The sequence below is a fragment of the Pseudomonas sp. FH1 genome, from assembly GCF_000510895.2.
In the GTDB taxonomy this organism is placed as follows: Bacteria; Pseudomonadota; Gammaproteobacteria; order Pseudomonadales; family Pseudomonadaceae; genus Aquipseudomonas; species Aquipseudomonas azotoformans_A.
In genome coordinates this window covers 24211-46764 of the sequence record NZ_AOHM01000003.1, presented here as the reverse complement: position 1 = coordinate 46764, position 22554 = coordinate 24211, and the positions used below count along the sequence as shown (strand labels likewise).

The window sequence follows — 22554 nt, the reverse complement described above, 5'->3', positions numbered from 1 at the left end:
CCAGTAGAGCGCGAGTCTGATGAAGTTTGTTCAAGCGCGCTGCCACAGTTGCGTGACAGTTTGATGAAGAGTGCCCAGCGGTCATTGTCGACCTGCTTATCGACAGGCATGCCAACATGAGACAAACTCACGCCATTCGAATTCGTCACAAATTGTATTCATGGAGAGCCCGTGCTCGAGATCCGTCACCTCAAGACCCTGCACGCCCTGCGCGAAGCCGACAGCCTGGTGGAAGCCGCCGAGCGCCTGCACCTGACGCAGTCGGCGCTGTCCCACCAGTTCAAAGAGTTGGAAGAGCGCCTGGGCATGCCGCTGTTCGTGCGCAAGACCAAGCCGCTGCGCTTCACCAGCGCCGGCCTGCGCCTGCTGCAACTGGCCGACGCCACCCTGCCGCTGCTACGCGGCGCCGAGCGAGACATCGCAAGGTTGGCCGGTGGCACCGCCGGGCGCCTGCACATGGCCATCGAGTGCCACAGCTGCTTCCAATGGCTGATGCCGACCATCGACCAGTTCCGCGATGCCTGGCCGGAGGTGGAGCTGGACCTGGCCTCCGGCTTCGCCTTCGCCCCGCTGCCGGCCCTGGCCCGTGGCGACCTGGACCTGGTGGTGACCTCCGACCCGCTGGAACTGCCGGGCATCACCTACGTGCCGCTATTCACCTACGAAGCCATGCTCGCCGTCGCCAACCAGCACGCGCTGGCGACCAAGGCTTACATCGTGCCGGAAGACCTGTTGACCGAGACCCTGATCACCTACCCGGTGGAACGCGACCGCCTGGATATTTTCACCCGCTTCCTCGAACCCGCCGATGTGGAACCGGCGCAGGTGCGCACGTCCGAGCTGTCGGTGATGATGATGCAGCTGGTGGCCAGCGGCCGTGGCGTATGCGGTATGCCGCATTGGGCGCTGCATGAGTACAGCTCGCGTGGCTACGTGAAGGCCAAGCGCCTGGGTGAGAAAGGGTTGTTTGCCACGCTGTATGCCGGGATTCGTGCGGACATGCTGGATGCGCCCTACATGCGCGACTTCCTGCTGACGGCCAAGGACACGTCGTTTTCCACCCTGGATGGGGTCAGCGCAGTGCGCTAGCGCGTCAGCTCGCGCCACATGTGGATCTTGTCGAAGTAATCCACACCGACCCGCACCGCCAGCGGCTCCAGGCCGTACTGGATGAAACCGCAGCGCTGGTACAAGGCAAAGGCGGCGTCATTGCCGGCGGTGACCGTCAGTTGGATCACTTTGAGGCGCGGCTGTTTGCGCGCTTCATCCAGTGCCGCTTCCACCAGTTGCCGGCCCAAGCCTTGTTGTTGGTGGCCTGCATTCACGTACATGCCGAACAGGGTCACCTTGTGCCGCGCTTTCTCTCGCGGCTCAAACGCCAGGCCGACAATGCCGGCCAGCTCATCCTCGGCAAACGCACCGAGCAAGCAATCCAACGGACTGCTCAAGCGTTTTTCCCACCAACTCAGCGGCATGGCTGCACGCTCCGCCACGCTGGAGGTGAATGCCTGGGGATAGACGCCATAGGCTTCCAGCATCAACGCCCGATACGCCTCGGCATCGCTGGCCGCCAGCGTGCGAATGATCATGCCGTCAGCGAGGCGCGGTAAAACGGCAGGATCAGGTCCCGCGTCAACGGGGCCAATTGCAGGCCGCCGTCACCGGCCGGGTCGATCCAGCGCACTTCTTCAATCTCGGCCGCTGGCGTGACCGCCACATCGATCTGCACCTGGAACAGCTCGGCTTCCACGGTAAAACCCGGCTCGTTGACCGCAGGTGCGGAAAACTTGCCGAGATAGACGGCGGCGCTGGGCTCGATACGCAGGTTCAGCTCTTCGTGCAGCTCACGGGCCAGGGCTTGCGCAGGCTGCTCGCCAGCGTCGATCTTGCCGCCGGGTTGCATGAAGGCCTGGGTGCCGCGCTTGCGCACCAGCAGGGTCTGGCCGTCGCTGCCGATCAGCAGGGCGGCGGCAATACGAATGGTGGTGGACATAACATTAACCCCTAGCGAAAAGGCGCCAAGGTTCGCATGCACATCAGCTGCAATCAACTTAACGGCCAGCCGCCAGCACACAGTTTGAACGCTTGCAACTAGCACACACATGCACCGCAAGGCGTCTCGCTACCATCCCTAGACTCGGAACTCTCATTCAACTGGGCCTGCCGCGCAGCAGCACACAGCGCCCCTACATGCGAGTATCTGCATGCACATGCCACCTCAAACACCACAGTATGACGATCCCGAGCCGCTCCCAGCCCAACATGTGACACACAGCCCTTTACAGCCTGTGACACTGCCTGTGGAGCCGCCGGCGAACCAGAGCCGAGAGGAACAACAGACACACCTTGTTCGCGAACTGAGCAGCCTCAATGCCCAAACCGACGATCTGTTGCAGCAACAACCGAGCCTGGAGACGGTGTACCAGATGCAACTGGCCGCCATGTTTCCCGAATTGAACCGGCCTATAGATCCGAATCGGATTTTTTATACGCGTTATCGTGAGGCGGAGCAGGGACAAACACGACTGCTAAGCAGCGAATCGCTTGGATCGCTGCTTAACCGCTTACGCATGCTGGATGCCGATGCCTACCTCATCGAAGAGACCGGCAATTTCTATCGGGAAGCCCAGACACTGGAAGCAGACAAACGCCTGACTGTGACCAAGCCTGCAGCGACATTGGCCAGCGTCTTGGAAATTGCCTTTACGGTAAAACTCAACGAGTTCTGGAGGGCTAAAAAAGACGCACAACCCAACATCGAAGAGCGCCTGATTGCGGTGCGACGACAAGTGCTGGCCCATCAATTGGCATTACGCACAGTGGACGGCACGCTGTCGACCGCAGCGCGAACCCTGGCAGACTCTGTGTTGAAATACCCGAGCCAAGAAGCACGGGAAATGGCCTTCGTCCCCCAGCAAAGGCCCGGCGTGTACCGCCTGGCGCTGGCGGACGGCAGTGAGTTCGCCAGCGCGTTCATCTTGAGCACCACCGCAGTCATGCCGCCAACGGGCAGCGTATTGCTTTACACCCCAGGCGAAGGGTTTGAAGAATACGAAAATCTGGGGCGGTTGAACGAATCGGTGGAGGCCCGGCTGCGCGAAAACGAATCGGCAGGCAAGCTACTAGCCGCTTCGATACCGGCAGCAGCGCGCGAGACATTGAACGGCGCCCCTGTGTTGACAGGTAATCCGCCGATGATTAAGGCCGATGTCATTGCCTACAGCATTCGCTCGCTGCGAGTGCGGCAATACTTCAATACCCGAGCACTCCTGCGCAAGTCGACGTTACCGATGACCGGCGAACTTGACTGCGCCGCGTACCTGGCACCGCTGTTGGATGCATCCACAGCCCTTGCTGCCCGAAATCTGAGGCTGGTCAAGCCGCACGAACCCGATTGGTTGAAAGCCGCCAGCCCGCGGGATCAGGTCCAGTACCGTCAATATGAAGCAGCAATGATTGCAAGCCATGACTCGCTCATACCGCTGCTTGAGCAGATTTTGTCATTGGCCGCTTTCTCAGAAGACGAAGTCAGCAGGGTACTGAAACGACAAAAACCGGAATTTGCCCAGATTGACCTATCCCCCTACGAGAGCCTGGTAAGGCTGCGCGTTTCATCCTCTGCGGACGTCGAAGTGAAGGGGTATCGCGATGAACAGGCCAACACGGTTTACATCAGCGAAGACCCGAACATCGATATCCCGCTCTTTTTGAAAGGGCGGGTGCTGACAAAGGGTAAATGGAAAACCAAGGTGGTCGTGGATCTGCGCACACTGGCAAGTTACGCACGGCGTAACGTCGATCCGTGGTCGCCGCATGAAGTACACAGGTCGGTCACCGCCACAGCCGGCCTATTCGACCGCTCAGGGACAAAAGTCGGCAGGCTCGGCGATGCAGATTTACGCGCACTCGCCCACGAGGCCAACATTGGCAAAAAATATGACGATTACCTCAAATCAGCTTTTTCACAAAGTGGCGAGGGGCGGGCCCTATCCACGGCCTGGCAACAGGCGAATACGGCAAGAATGCGCAAGGAGGGCCTTGAGAGCCGCTTGAACCCCGCAGTCTCTGACCTGTTCACATTCAAAACGCCAGGCAGTGGGTTTGACTGGATACATGCAATCACCCACTTTCCGGTTCCGGCAACCCGGCCTAAGGTCGGCACGTTCGATATCGTGACCCACCTATTGGTGATGGGCAGCGAGCTGGAAAGTGGGCGCGGGGGGCAGGTCATCAACGGCGTGCTGATCATCCATCGAAAACACACAAAGCCAGGGGGTGTCAGTGTCCTCTACACCCCAGATGCGCCGGATGACGCACCCTTCCGGGAACTGGTGAATGGGCTTGGGGAACTGGATGCACTCAAAGCAAAACCACAATGGCGCACCTATTTCACCCAGCGAATGGCCACTCAAGATACGCAGGAGCTTGCACGGATCTTCACAGATACGCGCAGTGCAAACCGCTACACCTTGAGCCCTACAACGGGTGACTTGCAGGCCTTTCTGTATTCGGCGCACCTTGGCTTTCGACTGGCGCATGCCGATCACCGTTCACGCAGCAACGCACAAATTGCATGGGAATCGGCGGTGAATGCCTTTGCGTTCGGGGTTGAACTAGCCGACTTCCTGGTGGACCTGTTGATGGTCAAGACGGTGCACACGTTACTGCATCGCGCTGTCGTCGGGGGGGTACGCAGAGCGCAAAAACTGGGGCGTCGTATCCCAGGGCTGCTGGGTAACCGTGCAGGCGCACGCGTCACCGGTATCAAGGCTGCAACGACCTCCATTCGACCATTGGACCCCGCCTGGGTCAACGTCGCGGAGTATCGGTTACCTGATCCCATCGACACGCTTTTTGACGTGGAGGCGTTTGCACAAACGCACCATTACAGGTTGTCGCGCAATCTGAGCGCGCCCAGTTTTATCGACAGCCGCAACAACCAATTCATTGCCATGCGGGCGGATGACGGTCGCTATTACCTGTACCCGTCCTATGTCGAAGATGGCGCGCGCTATGTCAAAGACCCGCTCGGCCTTAAAACGGACTTTATGGTAGTTCCAGGCGACGCCAAAAGCTGGAAGCCCCGCTTTGAACGCACGACAAGGGGAGGAGGACCGGTGATGAGCGCCCTGCGACCGCTCACCGCTGAACAGCAACTGGATGACGATCTGACCAGGGCTCTCGGCGTCTATACGTCCTCTACGGAATACCAACAATACGCAGAAGCCATCAAGACGCTCAGTGGTCCGCAGAAACAAAAGCTACGTGATCAAGCACTCGAACGGCTAAGGGTCGACGAGGTCACTTTTCGCCGTATCGTTTCGGGTGAATACGACGTGCCCCAAACGCCGATATTACGCGACACGCTGTTGGAGCTCAGGTTCGACGCGAACATCTACCTGCACTTGAACAAGACGACCGAAGGCCTCTCCAACTACTTGACACTCTCTCCCATGGAGATGGAAAAACTCTTCATAAAAATAAAGCGCTTGATTGGGAAAAATGACGACTTCTCAAAACACATCCGGGCATCAATCAGCGTTATCGATCACAACACCGGGGCGCAATTTGTAGGCTATGCATTCACACAAAAACAGATGAACAACCTCAAGAAGTTCGACCAAAAATTCCAGCTATCCACTTGGAGCAACGATACGCTCAATGCGTTCCTGGACGAAAAAGGGCGCCGGGCAATTCTCGGAAAAATAGCGTCCGATCACAAACTAACCCCCGAGGACGCATTGAAGCGCCTGCTGTCTGACCCAGAGATACAGAAAACATTGGACCAATTCAGAATCGACAAACGAGTAGAACTTTTCAACAGCCTGGGCGTCGTTTCTTTTTCCGATGAGTTCAAGCAATCCGGTGTTCCTTATATTGCTTTGTCTTACGGTGACGCGCATGGAGCGGATGCGGGCCTGAAAGTCGTAGACAGTATCAGCATCGTGGCGTTTGAAAAAAACATCCCGCAGTTCTCAACGCCTTTGGAGCTTTCACCGTCACGCGTGCCCAAACACAAAATTGAAAAACCACCCCGCAAGCCTGGAACACCGCCCCCTCCAGAAACCTCTGCGTCCAGCGACACCGCGATCAACATCGTGACATTAGATGAACTGGCAGACGCTCAATTGGCGCTGCTGCCCATCAGTGCCAAAACCAAAGTTGAAGAAATCATTCAGGATATTCGAGCAGGCCGCGTCAGCCGAAAAAAAATCGGCAACTACACTTATGTCGACCTACCGCAACTGGATAGCGGAACAGGCCGGGGTCGATGGCGGGTGGCGGTTGAAAAGAAAGGCAAGGAGGACGGGAAGGACATCTACGTCGTCAGGGGAATCATCGACTATCACGGCAGTAAGCCGAAAGTCTGGGGGGTGTAGGAGCCCCGCCACCCAAGGTGTTGGCGCTATACTGTTGGGTTAGCAACACTCCATCACCGACCTTGATAAATACGCTGTACCTGGCTCCTTCCATTGTCTCGAACGCAATCAACTTGTCCACCAACGGCAGGTTCAACACCTTCCCGGCGTTGAGCAGCAGCATGCCGTTGTCGGCATTCAAGCTACGGGCAAGCACCATGCCCTCCTCCAGTTCGCGAGTGCCGAGAACTTTTACGTTCGGGTCGCCCAGCGTCACGTCATTGAGGTAGGTGGCACACACCAGCACGAAATCTTCAACCATCTGTGGGTCATACAGCCGCCCGGCGTATTTGCGGATGTACAACAACGCCTCATCGCTGTTCATCTGCCGCTCCAGGATCAGGCCCTTTTGCAACTCGATAAAATCCACTGCCAGTTTCAACAGACGTGAACCGGCGGGAATCGCCTCGCCCTTGATGTGATCCGGGAAACCGCTGCCGTCCCAGCGCTCCTGGTGATGGCGGATCAGCCGCGCGGCATCTTTCATCGGTTCCAGAGTCATCAGCAACGATTCGCTCTGGGTGGCGTAGGCGCGATAGCGTTCACGGTCGCTGCTGTGCAGCAGGTCCGAGGGCGAGGCCATCATGCTGTCGCTCCAGCTCAGCTTGCCGATGTTGTAGAGCGCGGCGGCCATGGTCAGGTCGCGGTTGCTGGCCTCGTCCAGACCATGAGTGTTGCACCAAGTGCGAACCAATTCGATGATCTGCCGGTTGGTCTGTTTGGCTCGCGGCAGGCGCAGATTGGCCAGTAGCGAGAACACCTCGGTGCCGGTGGCGTAGCTGTGTTTGAGCTCTTCGTAGGCCAAGTCGAGCATGTCAGCGGTCTGCTGCAACTCGCTGGTGCGCGAGGCCACGCGTTTTTCCAGGCTGGCGTTGAGCTGCTTGAGTTCTTCGTTCTGCTGCTGAATCAGCTGTTCAAGGCGCAGGCGTTCGCGTTCGGAATGCTGATGGGCCAAGGATTGGCGCAACGCCAACAGCAATTCGTCATCCTTCCAGGGTTTGCTCAGGTAGCGGTAGATCTCACCTTCGTTGATGGCTTTGACGATCAGGGTCAAGTCAGTTTCGCCGGTCAGCAGAATGCGCACGGTGTGAGGGTAGTGCTGGTGGATATGCGCCAGCAGCGAGGCGCCGTCCATGTCCGGCAGGCGCGCGGCGCTCATCACCAGGTCGACGGTTTGGCTGGCGAGAATGGCCAGGGCATCGACAGCGCAGGTGGCGCTGTGCAGGTCGAAGGGTTCCAGCCGCAACAGTTGGGTGAGGCTATTGAGGACGTCCGGGTGGGCATCGATCAACAGCACCACGGCACGTTCGGCATCGGTAAAAGTGACTGACTCTCCCATGGGACACCTCGGATCGTCGGTGTGCGGTCCTTATGGTCGGGGTCTGCCTCCCTGGCGCTTACTGATTTACCTATTACTGAGTAGCTTAGTCGGTTTTTTGAGAAGTAATGGCTTTTAGGCATCACTCTTTTTCAATCGCCAATAAAACCCGACACTCTCGCCGGGTTTGAAGAAGTAGTGGAACATCAGGCGCAATGCGCGACTTTCTCCACTTCCTTGGATATCTGAGCGCCCTTGGCAATTTCCACCGTACGCAAATCATAAGCGGTCTGCAGGTTAAGCCAAAACTGCGCGGATGTTTCCAACGCAGCGGCCAAGCGAAGCGCCACATCAGCACTGATGCTACGGCGCATCAGCACAATGTCATTCACCGTGGGCGCGGAGACATGCAGCGCCCGCGCGAGGGCTGCAGCCGTAAGGCCCAACGGCTCCAAGTATTCTTCCTTGAGAATCTCTCCAGGGTGTACGGGACGCATGCCGTTTTTAAACATGATTCACCTCAGTGGTAATCCACAATTTCAACGTTTTGCGGACCGTTGGGCCCCCAAATGAAACAGATCCGGAATTGACCATTGATTCGGATGCTGTGCTGCCCCTCTCTGTCACCGTACAGTGCTTCCAGCCTGTTTCCAGGTGGCGAGCGCAAGTCGGCAAGATCAATGGCCGCATCGAGCATGCTGAGCTTTCGTTCAATCACCGACACGATGGCAGACCAGCGCCGGATTCGACCGGTTTCAAAAAGGGTTTTGGTATCCACGCATTTGAAGCTTCTGATCATCGCTTAATGCTTAACGTTATTCGTTAACGCCAAACTCTACACGGGTTCCCAGGATATTCAACGGGTCATTGAGCACGCTCAGGGATGTAGCGACAAACGGTCAGCACCGAAGCAAAAAAGCCGCTCCGGATTCCGGAGCGGCCTTCGAGGTGAAACCTGTAAACCTCACGCGTCAGCTTTTTTCGGGCTTGAACCGAACGAAGCGAAACGCTTGTTGAACCCGGCGATGCGGCCTTCGACCTGAGTCTTGCGCTGTTGGCCGGTGTAGATCGGGTGTGAGGCACTGGAAACGTCCAGTGGGATATACGGGTAAGTGTTGCCGTCGCTGTGTTTATGGGTGCGGTCGCTGTCGGCGGTGGAGCCGATCAGGAAGAACACATCGGCGGCAGTGTCGTGGAACAGCACGGTGCGATAGTCGGGATGGATACCAGCTTTCATAAGGCCTCCGGGGCGTCTAGGTGCATTTGATGTGTTATACAGTAACACAAATCATGCACCCAAACGAGAACCGATTGCAATAAGAATAGGCCCGTCGCTTCTATGCGGCTTCCTGGAAGTCCATCTCCGGTGGCTGCTGTGAGAACCCGCGAGTCAGCACGCCCAGGTAAACCAGGCCGATCGCCAACCACACCAGGCCCAGATAGATCGCCAGATGATCGAGGCTGACCATCAACCACAGGTCCGCCAACAGGCCGATGAACGGGAAGACCAGGAACAGGATCAATTCACGCGCCCCCCGCTGCTTGGCGCCGATCCAGTAGTGGAAAATCACCGACAGGTTGACCAGGCTGAACGCCAGGAATGCACCGAAGTTGATGAACGAGGTGGAGGTGGTCACGTCCAGCTTCAACGCTAACAGGGCGACCACTGCACACAGCAGGATACTGTTGACCGGCGTACCGAAGCGCGCATGCAAAGCGCCGAAGAACGACTTGGGCAACACACCGTCGCGGCCCATGGCGAACAGCAAGCGCGAACCACTGGCCTGGGCCGACAGCCCCGAGGCGAACTGGCCGACAATCAGGCCGATCAGGAAGATCGACACGAACAGGTCGCCACCGATATTGCGCGCAATTTCATATGCCGCCGAATCCACATTGGCGAATTCGAACGACGGATGGGCAATCTGTACAAAGTAGGACACCGCCACGAAGATCAGGCCGCCAATCAAGGTGATCAACATGATCGCCCGTGGGATGGTGCGGCGTGGGTCGCGGGTTTCTTCGGTCAGCGTACTCACCGCGTCAAAGCCCAGGAACGAATAGCAAGCGATGGCTGCACCGCTCATGATCAACGGCATGTGCATCTGGCCGTTGAAGAAGGGGGCGATGGTCCACAGCGGCTTGCTTGCGTCACCACCGATGTAGTGAATGCACAGCACCACAAACGCAATCAGCACCAGGAACTGCACCAGCATCAGCAACGCATTGATGCCGTTGGCCAGCTTCAGACCGACGATATTGATGGCGCTGGTGATGCCGATAAAGGCCAGCACCCAGATCCACTGCGGCACCGCCGGGAACGCTGAATTGAGGTACGCCGCACCGATCAGCCAGATAGCCATGGGCAAGAACAGGTAGTCGAGCAACACCGCCCAACCCGCGATAAAGCCCAGTTTGGGGCTGATGGCCTTGCGCACATAGCTGTAGGCGGAACCGGCCACCGGAAACGCCGAAGCCATGCGCCCGTAACTCATGGCGGTGAAAAACATCGCCACCAGGGCGGCCAGGTAAGCGGCGGGGACCATGCCCGCAGTGGATTGCGCCAGGATGCCGAAGGTGCCGAGCACGATGATCGGCGTCATATAGGCGATGCCAAACAGCACCACCGACCCTAACGACAGGGTGCGTTGCAAACGAGCCATGGGTGATTCTCCGCGCAATTATTAGATTTATGGCAGAACTGAAGTGGGTGAAGCGGAATCTGTTTTTATGGTTGTCACCTGTGGCGAGGGAGCTTGCTCCCTCGCCACAACGGCATCCGTGCCACACGATCGGGTCAGGGTTTTGGGATCAAAAGCTCCCGGGTCCCGTCTGCGCGTTCAATCACCTCACCCGGCAATTTCATGCGCTGGTCATCCAGGTAGCGGTAATCCTTGCGAGCCGCCGCCAGTCGGTCGAGATCCAGCTCAACCGTGTATTGCCCTTCCTCACGCCCGGCTTCAAACAGCAGCGTGCCAAACGGGTCCACCAACGCACTGCCGCCAGCGAACACCAGGTCGCCATCGCCCTCTTGCACCCGGTTGACCATCAGCGCAAATGCCTGGTTTTCCTGGGCACGGGCCATGATCGCGGTGCGGTGGGTTGGACCGTAAGGGTCCATGTTGCCGTTGGTGACAATCAGCAACTCGGCGCCCAATTGCGCCAGGGCGCGGGCAGTTTCGGGGAACTCGATGTCGTAGCAAATCAACAGGCCGACGCGCAGACCGTTCCACATACAGGTGGGGTAACGGTCGCCAGGATTGAACACACCGCGCTCCAACGGCCACAGGTGGGTCTTGCGGTACTTCAGGGCGATGCCTTCGGAGGTGATCAGCAAGGTCGCGTTGTAGAACTGGCCGCCATCATTTTCAGCGATGCCGATGACCACGGCGACGTTGCGCGCACGGGCGGCCTGGATAATCGCCTGCACGGTGGGGCCATCCAGCGGCTCGGCGATGGCCGCAACGGTCTTGGCCGTGGGGAAACCGGTCAGGTGGGTTTCCGGGAATACGATCAGTTGCGTATCGTCGGCGCAGGCAGCAATGGCCGCCAAGGCGCGCTCAAGGTTGTAAGCTGTATCGTTATCACGACCGGCCAACTGGGCAAATTCGACCTTCATGGGTATTCCTTGTTCTTTAGCTGTGCCGCAGTATGCGCAGCCTCAACCCACCAGGGAATCACGCGGCGGGGGTAACCCGATAGGGGTAGATCAATGACCATGTCGCTGCAAGACATCGCCTGGCACCGTGCGGTGGGGCAAATGATAGACGCGCTGGACCAGCCCAACTTCTGGACCCAGCTTGTCCGATTGCTGGACCAATACGTGCCGTCCGACAGCTGGGTAGCCCTGCTGTTCAGCAGCGCGCACCGACCGCTGGTGTTCGCCGAATGCCCAGGCGCCGACGGCACGCCGGACCACCTGTTCCAGGACTACCTCAACGGCCTGTACCTGCTCGACCCCTTCTACATCGCCAGCCGCGAACACGCGCGCACCGGGCTTTTGCGTCTGGCCGAAGTGGCGCCGGAACACTTTGAACTCACCGAGTACTACCAGCGCTACTTCCGCCTGAACGTGGTCGCTGATGAGATCCAATTCAATTGCCACCTGCCGGATGGGCGTACCCTGTGCCTGTCGCTGGGCTCGAAGCAGCGCTTTGACCCGCAGCAGATCGCCCTGCTATCGCTGATTCAACCCTGGGTCGTGAGCCTGCTGCGCCAACGCCTGCCCCATGAACTCAACCAGGTCAGCACCCCGCAGCCGATCCAGAATGATGACTGGGGCGCGCAACTCACTGCCCGCGAGCTGGATGTGGGCCGCTTGATGCTCAGCGGTTGCTCCAGCAAGGAAATCGCTCGTAAGCTGGAAATCTCTGTTGAAACCGTGAAAGTCCATAAGAAACACATCTACAGCAAGCTAGGGATCAAATCCCAGTCAGAGCTGTTCTCGATCTTTCTACAGGCGCAAAACGCCTAGCCGATGAGTCCGAACCAAGGAAAACCGTATGAGCCTGTCGTTATTAAGCCGTTACGCCTTCTTTGCCGTGTGCGTCATTTTCACCCTCGCCAGCCTCCCCTTTATCGAACACGAATGGCTGTGGCCGATCACCCTGGTCACGGGCGTGTTGAGCCTGATCGGTATTTTCGACCTGCTGCAAAGCCCCCACGCCGTGCGCCGCAACTACCCGATCCTGGGCAATATCCGTTACCTGGTGGAGGCCATCCGCCCGGAAATCCGCCAGTACCTGCTGGAGTCTGACAGCGACGCCCTGCCCTTCTCCCGGGCCCAGCGTTCACTGGTGTATTCGCGCGCCAAGAATGAAACCGCCGACAAACCGTTCGGCACCCTGATCGACGTGTACCAGTCGGGCTTCGAATTCATCGGCCACTCCATGCGCCCCGCGCCGTTGAGCGATCCCAGCGCGTTTCGCGTGATGGTCGGCGGCCCGCAATGCACGCAGCCGTACTCGGCATCGGTGTTCAATATCTCGGCGATGAGTTTTGGCTCGTTGAGTGCCAACGCGATTCGCGCGCTCAACCAGGGCGCCAAGCTGGGCAACTTTGCCCACGACACCGGTGAAGGCAGCATCAGCCCCTACCACCGTGAAAACGGCGGCGACCTGACCTGGGAACTGGGCAGCGGCTACTTCGGCTGCCGCACCAGCGACGGCCGTTTCGACCCGGAACGCTTCGCCGTGCAGGCGCAGAACCCGCAAGTGCGCATGATCGAAATCAAGATGAGCCAGGGCGCCAAACCCGGCCATGGCGGGATTTTGCCCAAGCACAAAGTCACCCAGGAAATCGCCGACACCCGCGGCATCCTGATGGGCGAAGACTGCATCTCGCCGTCACGCCACAGTGCGTTCTCCACGCCGATTGAACTGATGCAGTTTATCGCCCAACTGCGCGAACTGTCCGGCGGCAAACCGGTGGGCTTCAAGTTCTGCCTGGGCCACCCGTGGGAATTCATGGGCATCGCCAAGGCCATGCTCGAAACCGGCATCCTCCCGGACTTTATCGTGGTCGACGGCAAGGAAGGCGGCACCGGCGCCGCCCCGGTGGAGTTCACCGACCATATCGGTGTGCCGCTGCGTGAAGGCCTGCTGTTTGTGCACAACACCCTGGTGGGCCTGAACCTGCGCGACAAGATCAAGCTCGGCGCCAGCGGCAAGATCGTCAGCGCGTTCGACATCGCCAGCGTCCTGGCCATCGGCGCCGACTGGGCCAATTCGGCGCGGGGCTTCATGTTTGCCATCGGCTGCATTCAGTCCCAGAGTTGCCACACCAACAAATGCCCGACCGGCGTGGCCACCCAGGATCCACTGCGCCAACGTGCGCTGGTGGTGCCGGACAAAGCCCAGCGCGTGTTCAACTTCCACCGCAACACTCTCAAGGCCCTCGCCGAAATGCTCGCTGCTGCAGGCCTTGATCACCCGTCGCAGTTGTCGGCCAAGCACCTGGTACGGCGCATGTCGGCGACCGAGATCAAGCTGTTCTCGCAGTTGCATGTGTTCCTCAAGCCAGGTGAACTGCTGACCGGCGAGGTGAATGGCGAGTTCTATTCACGCATGTGGCAGATGGCACGGGCGGACAGTTTCGAGCCCCATGAAGTTGCCGCCGCGTAAGGAGCCGCACCGTGTTGAAGGTCATCGCCGAAGATTTCATCAAGCCTGAACATGTAGAAACCGTGCGCGGGTGGTACGCCGAGCTGGTGGAGAAAACCCGTCAGGAACCACTGTGTATCGCCTACGATTTGTTCATTGATCAAAAAGACCCAGGACACTTTATCTTTGTCGAGTTATGGCCCGACCAGGCAGCCCTCGACACCCATTGCCAGGCCGAACACTTCACCCGCCTGGTGCCGCAAATCAATGCCTATCAAGCCAAGCCGTGCAAAGTGCTGTTGATGGATGCGTTTTAAACAAAGACCAAGTCCTGCTGAACCGGACCACCGACGGCATCGTTGAAACAAGGAGATTCACATGCCGTTATTGGACTTCACTGCCATCGCCGAGCAACTGCCCGATACTTGGAAATCAACACGCCTGGGCCAGGTTGGCCCGGCGCGGATCAAGGTGCTGCGCATGGATGAGCAGGCGTATGTGGAGGAAACCCACGATTACAACGAGGGGTTGTTGGTGATCGATGGGTGTCTGCACTTGTCACTGGGCGGCGAACAGATCAAGGTCGGCGCCGGCCAGATGTATCTGGTAGAAGCCGGCACCGCCCATGCCGTGCTTGAAGGCAGCCATGGCACTCTGGTTATCCTGGATGTCTAGAGACATTCAGTAATACCCAACCTTTGCAATTGCTTACAAATACCGCCAACCTGCGCCCGCCCGACGTGCGGCGTACGACAACACGCGCATTCGCCTGTCATTACTAAACCTTTTGTTCAAGAGCCCGCTGCCATGCTGAACGGACGCGACCCGCGCATCGATTTTTTTCGGGGCCTGGCGTTGATCTTCATTTTCTGGGATCACGTCCCCCACAACCCCCTCGGCCAGATCACCCTGCGCAACATCGGTTTCAGCGATGCTGCGGAGGTGTTTGTGTTCCTCGCCGGTTACGCCGCCGTATTGGCCTACGGCAAGATCCTGCAACGTGATGGCTACTGGATTGCCACACTGAAAATCCTGCGTCGTACCTGGGTGTTGTACGTGGTGCATATCTTCTTGCTCGCGATGCTGATGGGCATCGTGTTCTTCGCCAACAGCCACGTGGAAACCCGCGACTTGGTAGAAGAGATGGGCCTGACGCACTTCGTCACCCATCCGCAACAGGCCCTGACCGATGAGTTGCTGCTGCGCTTCAAGCCCAACCTGATGGACCCGTTGCCGCTGTATATCGTGCTGCTGGCCGGCTTGCCGCTGGTGCTGCCACTGATGCTGCGCAAGACCTGGATGGTAGTGCTCGGGTCAGCAACGATTTACCTGCTGGCACCCTGGATGGGCTGGAACCTGAGGGCAATTGCCGATGGCGTGTGGTACTTCAACCCGGTCACCTGGCAATTCTTGTTTGTGCTCGGCGGCGCGGCGGCTATCCAGGCGGGGAAGACACGTCCTGTGGACACGCGCCCGCTCGCGCAGCAACCCTTGTTCGTGGCGGCGGCCCTGTACGCGGTGGCCGCAGGTATCCTGACGCTATCGTGGCGCTGGCCGGAGGTGCATGACGCGTGGATGCCCGCGCAACTCAGCGACCTGCTCTACCCCATCAGCAAAACTGACCTGTCGCCCGTGCGCCTGCTGCATTTTCTCGCGTTGGCCTATGTCACGGCAAAGTTGCTGCCAGGCCGCGCATGGACCGAAAACTGGTTGGCGCAGCACACCTGTCGCATGGGCCGTTACTCGCTGGAGGTGTTTTGCCTTGGCGTGGTACTCGCGCCACTCGCGGACATGATCAATGCCTTGGCAGGCGATGCGTTCGCCATGCAAATACTGACAGCAATGGTCGGCGCGGCCTTGATGGTGATGCTGGCGATGTGGCTGGAATTCAACAAGCGACTGGATCAGTCGCTCAAATTGGCGACACGGACGCAATAGACCCAAGGGCCCGTTGCACGCAACGGGCCCTTCCAGGCATCAGGCCGAACGCGCCGAAGGCGAGGCCAGGTTGGTCGGTTGCAGCTTGAAGGCGTAGAACAACACCGTCAGCAATACCAGGAACGCCGGGCCCACATACAGCGCCACGCGGGTATCCGGGAAGTACGCCATCAGGCCCACCACCAGCACCAGAAATGCCAGGGCCAGGTACGAACTGACCGGGTACAGCCACATGCGGTACTTGAGCCCCGCCTGTTCGGCCGGGCTCAGGCCTTTGCGGAATTTGAGCTGGGCCAGCAGGATCATCAGCCAGGTCCAGATCGCGCCGAAGGTGGCGATGGACGTCACCCAGACAAACACCTGGTCCGGCACCAGGTAATTGAGCAGCACGCCCAGCAGCAAGGCGAAAATCGACAGCAACAGGGCTTTGCGCGGCACGCCATTACTGGAGGTGGTGCCGAAGGTGGCCGGGGCCTGGCCATTCTGCGCCAGGCTGTAGAGCATGCGCCCGGTGCTGAAGATGCCGCCGTTGCAGGAAGACAACGCCGCAGTGATCACCACGAAGTTGATGATGCCGGCGGCGGTCTTGATGCCCAGGCGCTCGAAGGTCATCACGAACGGGCTGCCCTGGGTACCGATTTCATTCCACGGGTAGATCGACAGAATCACGAACAACGCACCGACGTAGAACAACAGGATGCGCCAGAACACCGAGCCGATCGCACTGGGGATGGTCTTCTGCGGGTTGCGTGCTTCACCGGCGGTGAGGCCGATCATCTCCACGCCCAGGTAGGCGAACATCACCATTTGCAGCGACATCAGCACGCCCTGCACGCCGTTGGGCATGAAACCGCCATGGCTCCACAGGTTGGAAATACCCAACGCCACGCCGTCGTTGCCAAAGCCGAAGGCGATGATGCCGACGCCGCCGATGACCATCGCAATAATCGTGACGATCTTGATCAGCGCGAACCAGAATTCGAATTCACCGAAGGCTTTCACCGCAATGAGGTTGATGGTGCCCATGCTGATCAACGCCGCCAGGGCCCAGATCCAGCGCGGTGTGTCGGGGAACCACACGCCCATGTACACCGCCACGGCGGTGATCTCCGCCACGCAGGTCACCAGCCACAGGAACCAATAGTTCCAGCCGGTGAGAAAACCCGCCAACGGGCCCAGATAATCTTGGGCGTAACGGCTGAACGAACCGGCGACGGGGTTGTGTACCGCCATCTCGCCGAGGGCACGCATGATCACCAAAATGGCCAGGCCGCCGATGATGTACGACAGCATGATCGCCGGGCCGGCCATCTCGATGGCCTTGGCCGAGCCGAGGAACAGGCCGACACCGATACAGGCACCGAGGGCCATGAGGCGAATGTGCCGTTCGCCGAGTTCGCGTTTGAGCGGGCCGCCTTGAGCGGTCTCGCCATGGGGCAGTGGGTTGCCGACTGGCATAGGGGTACAACCTCATTTTGTTATTGGATTGTCCGTTGAGTTTCAAGGGAACAAGCCGGTGAGCCTGCGCCCTTGCCGAAACCGGAGCCGCCTCATGGGCGGGCCCTTCTTGCCAGGCAAGATCAGCGGGCATGCAGTATAAAAAGCTCTACATAGGTTCTTTCACCATAAAATCCATTCTATTTAGTGAAAGCAGCTGCTAAAAGCACAAACAACAGGAGCATATACCCTATGTCCCTGGCAATAAACAGCTAGCGAATCGTTGGGAGGTGTTGCAGGACAGCAGCGCTGGCGGCATTCGTTATTGCGCCCTGGGCAGCTCTATCTCAAGCCGTTCAATCAACGTTGAGTTTCCCCATGGATAAATCGGAAAGCTCGCGATGAAGGTCACGCAGCCAACGGGCAGGCTGGTGTTTTTCCAGCAGGACGCAACGAATGGAGCCCCTTCAACGCCAACAGGCTGACCGCGAGCTGATCAACGGCCTGATCGATCATCTTGCCAGCGACGCCCCTGAGGCGACGCTGCACATCCCGGCGCACAGCTCGGTGGACAACTGGTTGCGGTGCTACCGCAAAGCACAGAACGAACCTTGGCGCAAACAACAGTTGGCCTGGATCATCGATCCCGACAGCCAAGGCTTGCCCCTCCTGAGCCCTGGGCAAATCCTGCGTTTCTACGGCTACCCACAACCGCGCACGCCAGCCGAACGGGGCGTACTGTTGGATGCCTTGCGTACACGCCAGGGTTTCGCCGATACGCCCGGGACCCCAAAACTGCACAGCGCTTTCGAGCAGCTTCACCAAGACACGCAAACCCTGGCGCGTGAACTGCGCGCACTGGTCAGCCATCATGATTTGGCCGATGACCCCTTCAACTTACTCGCCTTATACCGAACGCGATGCCGGCTGACGTCGAATTCGTTCTGGGCCCGAGCCATGGGCCAAGCTGCCACCCTGTTGCAAGCCCTGATCGAACATCCACGCTTTATTGCCCTGGCACCCGCGAGTGACGTTTACACCTTTGATCCCACCGCAGGCACCCTCAGCGGCACGTCAGTCGAGATCAGCCATGCACAGCTCTTGGCGCTCCCGCCGCAAGCCCGGTTTGACGAGCTCATGGCCGTCGCCGGGCGCCTGCAAACCTTCATTCATCAGGACGGCCGCTTCAGCCTGGCGCAACTGCTCAACCTGCATCAACTGCCACTGCCCGCGAGCCGCGAGGATGCCTGGGATGTGATCGAGCAACTGCAACAGGCTGAACCGCTGGCGGTGCCGCCCGCCTGCGACTTCGCCAACTCCGACGTAGCATTGTTGCACTACGACCAGCCCCTCGCTGCCCACGCTAAACCGCGCTGGGGCAATTACTGGGAAACCCTGGGGTTGCCCAAGCCGAGCGCGCTGACGCTCTCGGCGCAGCAACGCACCGCAGTCAGGGAGGTGGTCGCGGCTTTTCTGCCCGACTCAATCAATGGGCTGCTGACCATGTTGTTGGGCCCCTTGGAACCCTCTGAACCTGATGAAAGCCTGCATCAATTACTCAACAGCCCACGCGCGCAGGCACTGGCTGACCGCCTGATCAGCGCGGTCGGCTGGTACGGCCAGGGGCCCGATGAACCGACCAACCGCGCCAGCCGTGGCGCGCTGGTACTGGGCGCGCTGATACTCAGCCTGGACCCCCGCGCCGGCGAAGTTCGATATCGCGTGGCCGGGCTCGACCTCAATCACAGCGACTTCTGGGGGCGCGATTACGTCGAGCTGCGTCAAACGGTCGAATTACACCTGATCGACCGAGGTGTCGCCACCGCGCGCACTACGGCCCTTGCCGCCCACCTGCTACTGGCAGGTGTAGCGCCCGAATGCGTGGTGCGCGACATTCCAGCCTCGTTGTACTTCATGAGTTCCTACGCCTGGATGATCTTCAAGCAAGGCGTTCTACAGGCCGAGGTGCTGGCCAGTGGCGCAGCGCAACACATGACATTTATCGAGGTCATGACCCTGGCGACCCAGGAGGCCGCCGCCGATGAACAGCTGTGGTACGAACACTGCGCCACCACCAGCCTGATTGATTGGGGCGTTGCCCGGAATCTGCTGCACCCTGTGCCCGAAGGTCTGGCCTATTCGCTCGCCGCCATCGAGGCGTTGAAACAGCACCTGGCACCGCGCATGCAAGCCCTCAGGTCCGCCAGCCAACAATTGACCACTGCGCTGGTGACGCGTCGCGCCATGGCCCTGGCCGATTTGCAACGCGTCTTTCCCAAGCACCCCTTGCTGAAAAAACAATGCCTGCAATGGGTCAAGGGCGTCGGCAAAGCCCCGCCGTTTCGGCGCGCCCACCCTTCCCCCCAAAGCCTGGTGAACCTGCACATCAGCGGAGACCTGGCGCCGATCCGCCCAGAATGGCACTCGACCGACCGACAACTTGATCTCGCGCGGCTCAAACCCGGTTTCAAATACCTGAACAACATCAGTGCCCAGTTCAACCACGCCGCCGACGCCTACGTGACACGCCTTAAAAGCGCCTATACCCACGCCATACAATACCTGTTGTCGCAACTGCCCCTGGCTGACAGGCAACTGCTGCTGCACGGCGAACTGCAACTGTGGGTGCTTCGCCAGCCCGCCAAGGTGCCTCTGGACCAGGAGTCAGTCGTGGATAAAATGGCGCGCACCGGGCGTTACGGGGTCCTGCTACGTTGCGAGCAGCGCCCGGTGGTGACGTATTACGAGCTGTTCCCGATGCTCAACCACGTGCGCAAGAACCCAGGCCTGCCCATCAGCCTGCAAGCAGGCGGGCAGCCGCTGTCCTTCAACACCGGCAGCCCCACCAGTACTCACCCACGCAGCCAGTTGTATATCGGCAGTCGATTGGCCATTGACTGGTCGGCTTACGCCAAGGGTTCACAGCCCAAGACGGAGCAATGGGCAACCGTGATCACCGACCCGTTGCCCGTTGATATCCCCCAGGCCAGTGACGCAGCTTTTGATTTCGATTCACCGCGATGCCAGGCAATCGCCCAGGCGATCACGCGCCAGCACTTGTTTCTCGATATTGATGCATTGCTTGTGCAGGCACGCGGGTCCAACATCCTAGAGGATCAACAACGCATCAACGATGCCCTGATACGCAACCTGCTCAACCTGGTCCCCTTCTGGTCCTGCGTGCAAGACCTGCGCTCGGGCGATACCCGCCAGGCCATTGAGGGCGCATGGAGCTGTTTCTTCGATGTACTGGGGGTGTTTGCCCCCACTCAAGTGTTTGCCTCGCGCACACTGTCTACCCTGGGCAAAACCTTGCCGGCCAGCCGTAAACTGCTGCAACTGGCATCACTCAGTGCGCGCTATGTGAACGCAACGTTCAACCCACTCGACGGCTTACCGTCGCTGGTGCGCCTCGGCGTCCACGGCTGGGTAAGGCTGAGCAAAGCCGGGCGCCACTTGATGGACACTGCACTGGGGCACGCGCGGCAACGCTTGGCCAAGGGCAGTGGCCGGGACTACAGCCGCCTGCTCGAACGGGCCGATGTGGATAACGCGCGCTTGTTTCATGCCGAGACGGTAACCCACCTGCCGGTCATCCATCGTCCCGCAGCCTGGTATGGCTTCGACCCTTTCAGCAGCCGGCCCTATGGCCCGCCACTGGGTGACCTGCGCCTGGATTCGGCGCTGGTCACCCACCCGATGCGCAGCGTCGACGGCTTTCAGGCCCGTGTGGTGAAGCGCCTGTTTGAAACGCCGCCGTTGATCATCCCCCGTGCCGACGCCACCGACCTTCTTGAGCGTAATCAGCTCTGGCGATTGGCCCCGCACAACCGCGCACAGTTGAACGACATCACCAGCGCCGCCTATATTCGACTCAGCGATGCCCTTGAGAGCACCTGCCCGCTCGGCCGGGCAAAACGCAGCCCGGTGCCCATTGTCTGCTTCAGCAAAAAACTCTATCCCTTCCTGGGCTCCATCCATAAACGCCGGGTCCAGGCCCTGGACCATATCCGACTGATTCCAGGGCCGGTCATCGGGGGCGCCAACCGCCGGCTGGTGTTGCACCGCCGGGTATACGAGGTCGTCGTGACGCTGAACGACTTCGAACTTCGGCCGCTGCGGCCCCGCACGCCATTGACCTACAAACAGCAGGTCAGCGGCCAACGTATCGACAATGAAATGCAGTTCGGCCTGCCCGGCGACGACTTCGATTTCGTCCTGAACCGGCAGACCCAAGTCGTGCGCCTGGAGGGCATTTTCGACGGGATCGAAGACAGCCGCACCCTGCGAGCAGCGGTCATCACCTTGCCAGGCAGCCCGAATGGCACCCAGTGGGTCGTCGAGGCCGACACCGGCGTGTTTTACGCGACCACCGCCACACCGGCGGGGGCGTTGCAGTTCCAGCAACTGGATTACAGCCTGGGCGGTGAAGACACTGCACTAATCGGGGCTTTCTGCGACTGGCGCAACCAGTATTTGAAAGCCGGAGGGCTGATCCCGGACCAGCCGCTGGTCGCCCTGCCCACCCTAGAAACCCTTTATCGCCAACTGACACGGCGTGGTTTTGATGCCGCTCGCATGGCGAGGCTGCGCACCAAGGCCAGCCGACTGAGCGTAATCAAACAACGGGAATTATTACTGAACGCCTCCGACCAGGGCCGGCGCCTGGACATCCAAGTGGTCAACCGACCGATCCAGCTGGACATCTGGCCACCCCGGCCGAACGTGCCCGATGGCGCCAACGCCCAACAGATCAATCAGCATTTGGCGCAGAAGGCTAACGCGAGCACCTTGGCCGTGGTGGAAAAAACCGGCGTTGGCTCAGCCAACACCCTCGGCATGGGCGCCGCCGAAATGCAGCGTTGGCGGGTAGCCGAGCCCGTCGTGATGTGGGAGTACAGCAAAATGGGCCATCCCAATTACACCGAAGTCATCCTCAAGACAGGCGCAGGCAATTGCGACCAAATGGCCCACATCGCCTGCGAGATGATCCGCACAAACGGCGGTACCGCGCGTGTCTGGGGCACACGGCCGGCTGGGCATGCGTTTGTCGTGGTGGGCACACCACCGCCAGGCTTGGTACAAACTATCAACTTCGGTGAAGTCGGGTGGGACGACGTGTGGATCTGCGACCCGTGGTCGACGGTCACCAGCGCCGCGGCTGATTACATCCACGCACTGAATATCAAAATGATCGAATGGGACCTGCTGGATATCTCGGTGTTTTTCAACGATGCCGGGGCTTATCGATGGGCGCGAGCCAATGATCCGGCCTGGCTCGCACGCCTGACCCTCAGCGATAAGCTGCCAATACCTTAAAACGCCAGGATCGCCGCCATCG

General features: G+C 59.5%; 17 protein-coding genes. 8 read left to right on the top strand and 9 right to left on the bottom strand.

Going from position 1 to position 22554, the window contains the following annotated elements; all coding sequences use genetic code 11:
- The first annotated feature begins 171 nt into the window (after positions 1-171).
- Positions 172-1089: a transcriptional regulator MetR gene (gene metR, locus H096_RS01370; RefSeq protein WP_033896390.1), complete on the top strand. Its 918-nt coding sequence runs from the start codon at positions 172-174 to the stop codon at positions 1087-1089.
- Here the strand turns inward: metR and H096_RS01365 are convergent.
- Together H096_RS01365 and H096_RS01360 are read right to left on the bottom strand one after the other, a co-directional pair.
- Positions 1086-1589 (bottom strand): GNAT family N-acetyltransferase, encoded by a 504-nt coding sequence (locus H096_RS01365; protein WP_033896389.1) that lies wholly within the window; start codon positions 1587-1589, stop codon positions 1086-1088. The genes metR and H096_RS01365 overlap by 4 nt on opposite strands.
- Positions 1586-1993: an NUDIX domain-containing protein gene (locus H096_RS01360; RefSeq protein WP_033896388.1), complete on the bottom strand. Its 408-nt coding sequence runs from the start codon at positions 1991-1993 to the stop codon at positions 1586-1588. The genes H096_RS01365 and H096_RS01360 overlap by 4 nt, the downstream gene beginning before the upstream one ends.
- Positions 1994-2204: 211 nt before the next feature.
- On the opposite strand from H096_RS01360, the gene H096_RS01355 reads away from it, so the two are divergent.
- On the top strand, positions 2205-6380 hold the full coding sequence (locus tag H096_RS01355) for a hypothetical protein (RefSeq protein WP_033896387.1): 4176 nt from the start codon (positions 2205-2207) through the stop codon (positions 6378-6380).
- Here the strand turns inward: H096_RS01355 and H096_RS01350 are convergent.
- From H096_RS01350 to H096_RS01325, 6 genes are all read right to left on the bottom strand, one after another.
- Positions 6337-7758 carry an HD domain-containing phosphohydrolase gene (locus H096_RS01350; RefSeq protein ID WP_237142551.1) on the bottom strand — a complete coding sequence of 474 codons (1422 nt, stop codon included), beginning with the start codon at positions 7756-7758 and terminating at the stop codon, positions 6337-6339. The genes H096_RS01355 and H096_RS01350 overlap by 44 nt on opposite strands.
- Positions 7759-7943: 185 nt before the next feature.
- Positions 7944-8249 carry a HigA family addiction module antitoxin gene (locus H096_RS01345; protein ID WP_033896386.1) on the bottom strand — a complete coding sequence of 102 codons (306 nt, stop codon included), beginning with the start codon at positions 8247-8249 and terminating at the stop codon, positions 7944-7946.
- An 8-nt stretch (positions 8250-8257) separates the two neighbouring features.
- Positions 8258-8536: a type II toxin-antitoxin system RelE/ParE family toxin gene (locus H096_RS01340; RefSeq protein ID WP_033896385.1), complete on the bottom strand. Its 279-nt coding sequence runs from the start codon at positions 8534-8536 to the stop codon at positions 8258-8260.
- Positions 8537-8701: 165 nt separating this feature from the next.
- Positions 8702-8974, bottom strand: a complete 273-nt coding sequence (locus H096_RS01335) for a type B 50S ribosomal protein L31 (RefSeq protein WP_033896384.1) — start codon at positions 8972-8974, stop codon at positions 8702-8704.
- 100 nt (positions 8975-9074) lie between these two features.
- On the bottom strand, positions 9075-10400 hold the full coding sequence (locus H096_RS01330) for an APC family permease (RefSeq protein WP_033896383.1): 1326 nt from the start codon (positions 10398-10400) through the stop codon (positions 9075-9077).
- Positions 10401-10534: 134 nt separating this feature from the next.
- Positions 10535-11356, bottom strand: coding sequence for a carbon-nitrogen hydrolase family protein (locus tag H096_RS01325; protein WP_033896382.1), 822 nt, complete (start codon positions 11354-11356; stop codon positions 10535-10537).
- Between the two features lie 93 nt (positions 11357-11449).
- On the opposite strand from H096_RS01325, the gene H096_RS01320 reads away from it, so the two are divergent.
- The 5 genes from H096_RS01320 (at position 11450) to H096_RS01300 (ending at position 15776) form a co-directional block, all read left to right on the top strand.
- A complete protein-coding gene (locus H096_RS01320; protein WP_033896381.1) occupies positions 11450-12211 on the top strand; it encodes a LuxR C-terminal-related transcriptional regulator in 762 nt (253 codons plus the stop codon).
- A 28-nt stretch (positions 12212-12239) separates the two neighbouring features.
- Positions 12240-13859 carry an FMN-binding glutamate synthase family protein gene (locus H096_RS01315; protein ID WP_033896380.1) on the top strand — a complete coding sequence of 540 codons (1620 nt, stop codon included), beginning with the start codon at positions 12240-12242 and terminating at the stop codon, positions 13857-13859.
- An 11-nt stretch (positions 13860-13870) separates the two neighbouring features.
- Positions 13871-14155, top strand: a complete 285-nt coding sequence (locus H096_RS01310; protein WP_033896379.1) for a putative quinol monooxygenase — start codon at positions 13871-13873, stop codon at positions 14153-14155.
- A gap of 61 nt (positions 14156-14216) precedes the next feature.
- A complete protein-coding gene (locus H096_RS01305; RefSeq protein ID WP_033896378.1) occupies positions 14217-14513 on the top strand; it encodes a cupin domain-containing protein in 297 nt (98 codons plus the stop codon).
- Between the two features lie 132 nt (positions 14514-14645).
- Positions 14646-15776 carry an OpgC domain-containing protein gene (locus tag H096_RS01300; protein ID WP_033896377.1) on the top strand — a complete coding sequence of 377 codons (1131 nt, stop codon included), beginning with the start codon at positions 14646-14648 and terminating at the stop codon, positions 15774-15776.
- A 39-nt stretch (positions 15777-15815) separates the two neighbouring features.
- On the opposite strand, the gene H096_RS01295 is transcribed toward H096_RS01300, so the two are convergent.
- Positions 15816-17234, bottom strand: coding sequence for an amino acid permease (locus H096_RS01295; protein ID WP_033896376.1), 1419 nt, complete (start codon positions 17232-17234; stop codon positions 15816-15818).
- A 435-nt stretch (positions 17235-17669) separates the two neighbouring features.
- Between H096_RS01295 and H096_RS01290 the strand changes: the two genes are divergently transcribed.
- Positions 17670-22532: a hypothetical protein gene (locus H096_RS01290; protein WP_033896375.1), complete on the top strand. Its 4863-nt coding sequence runs from the start codon at positions 17670-17672 to the stop codon at positions 22530-22532.
- Positions 22533-22554 lie beyond the last annotated feature (22 nt).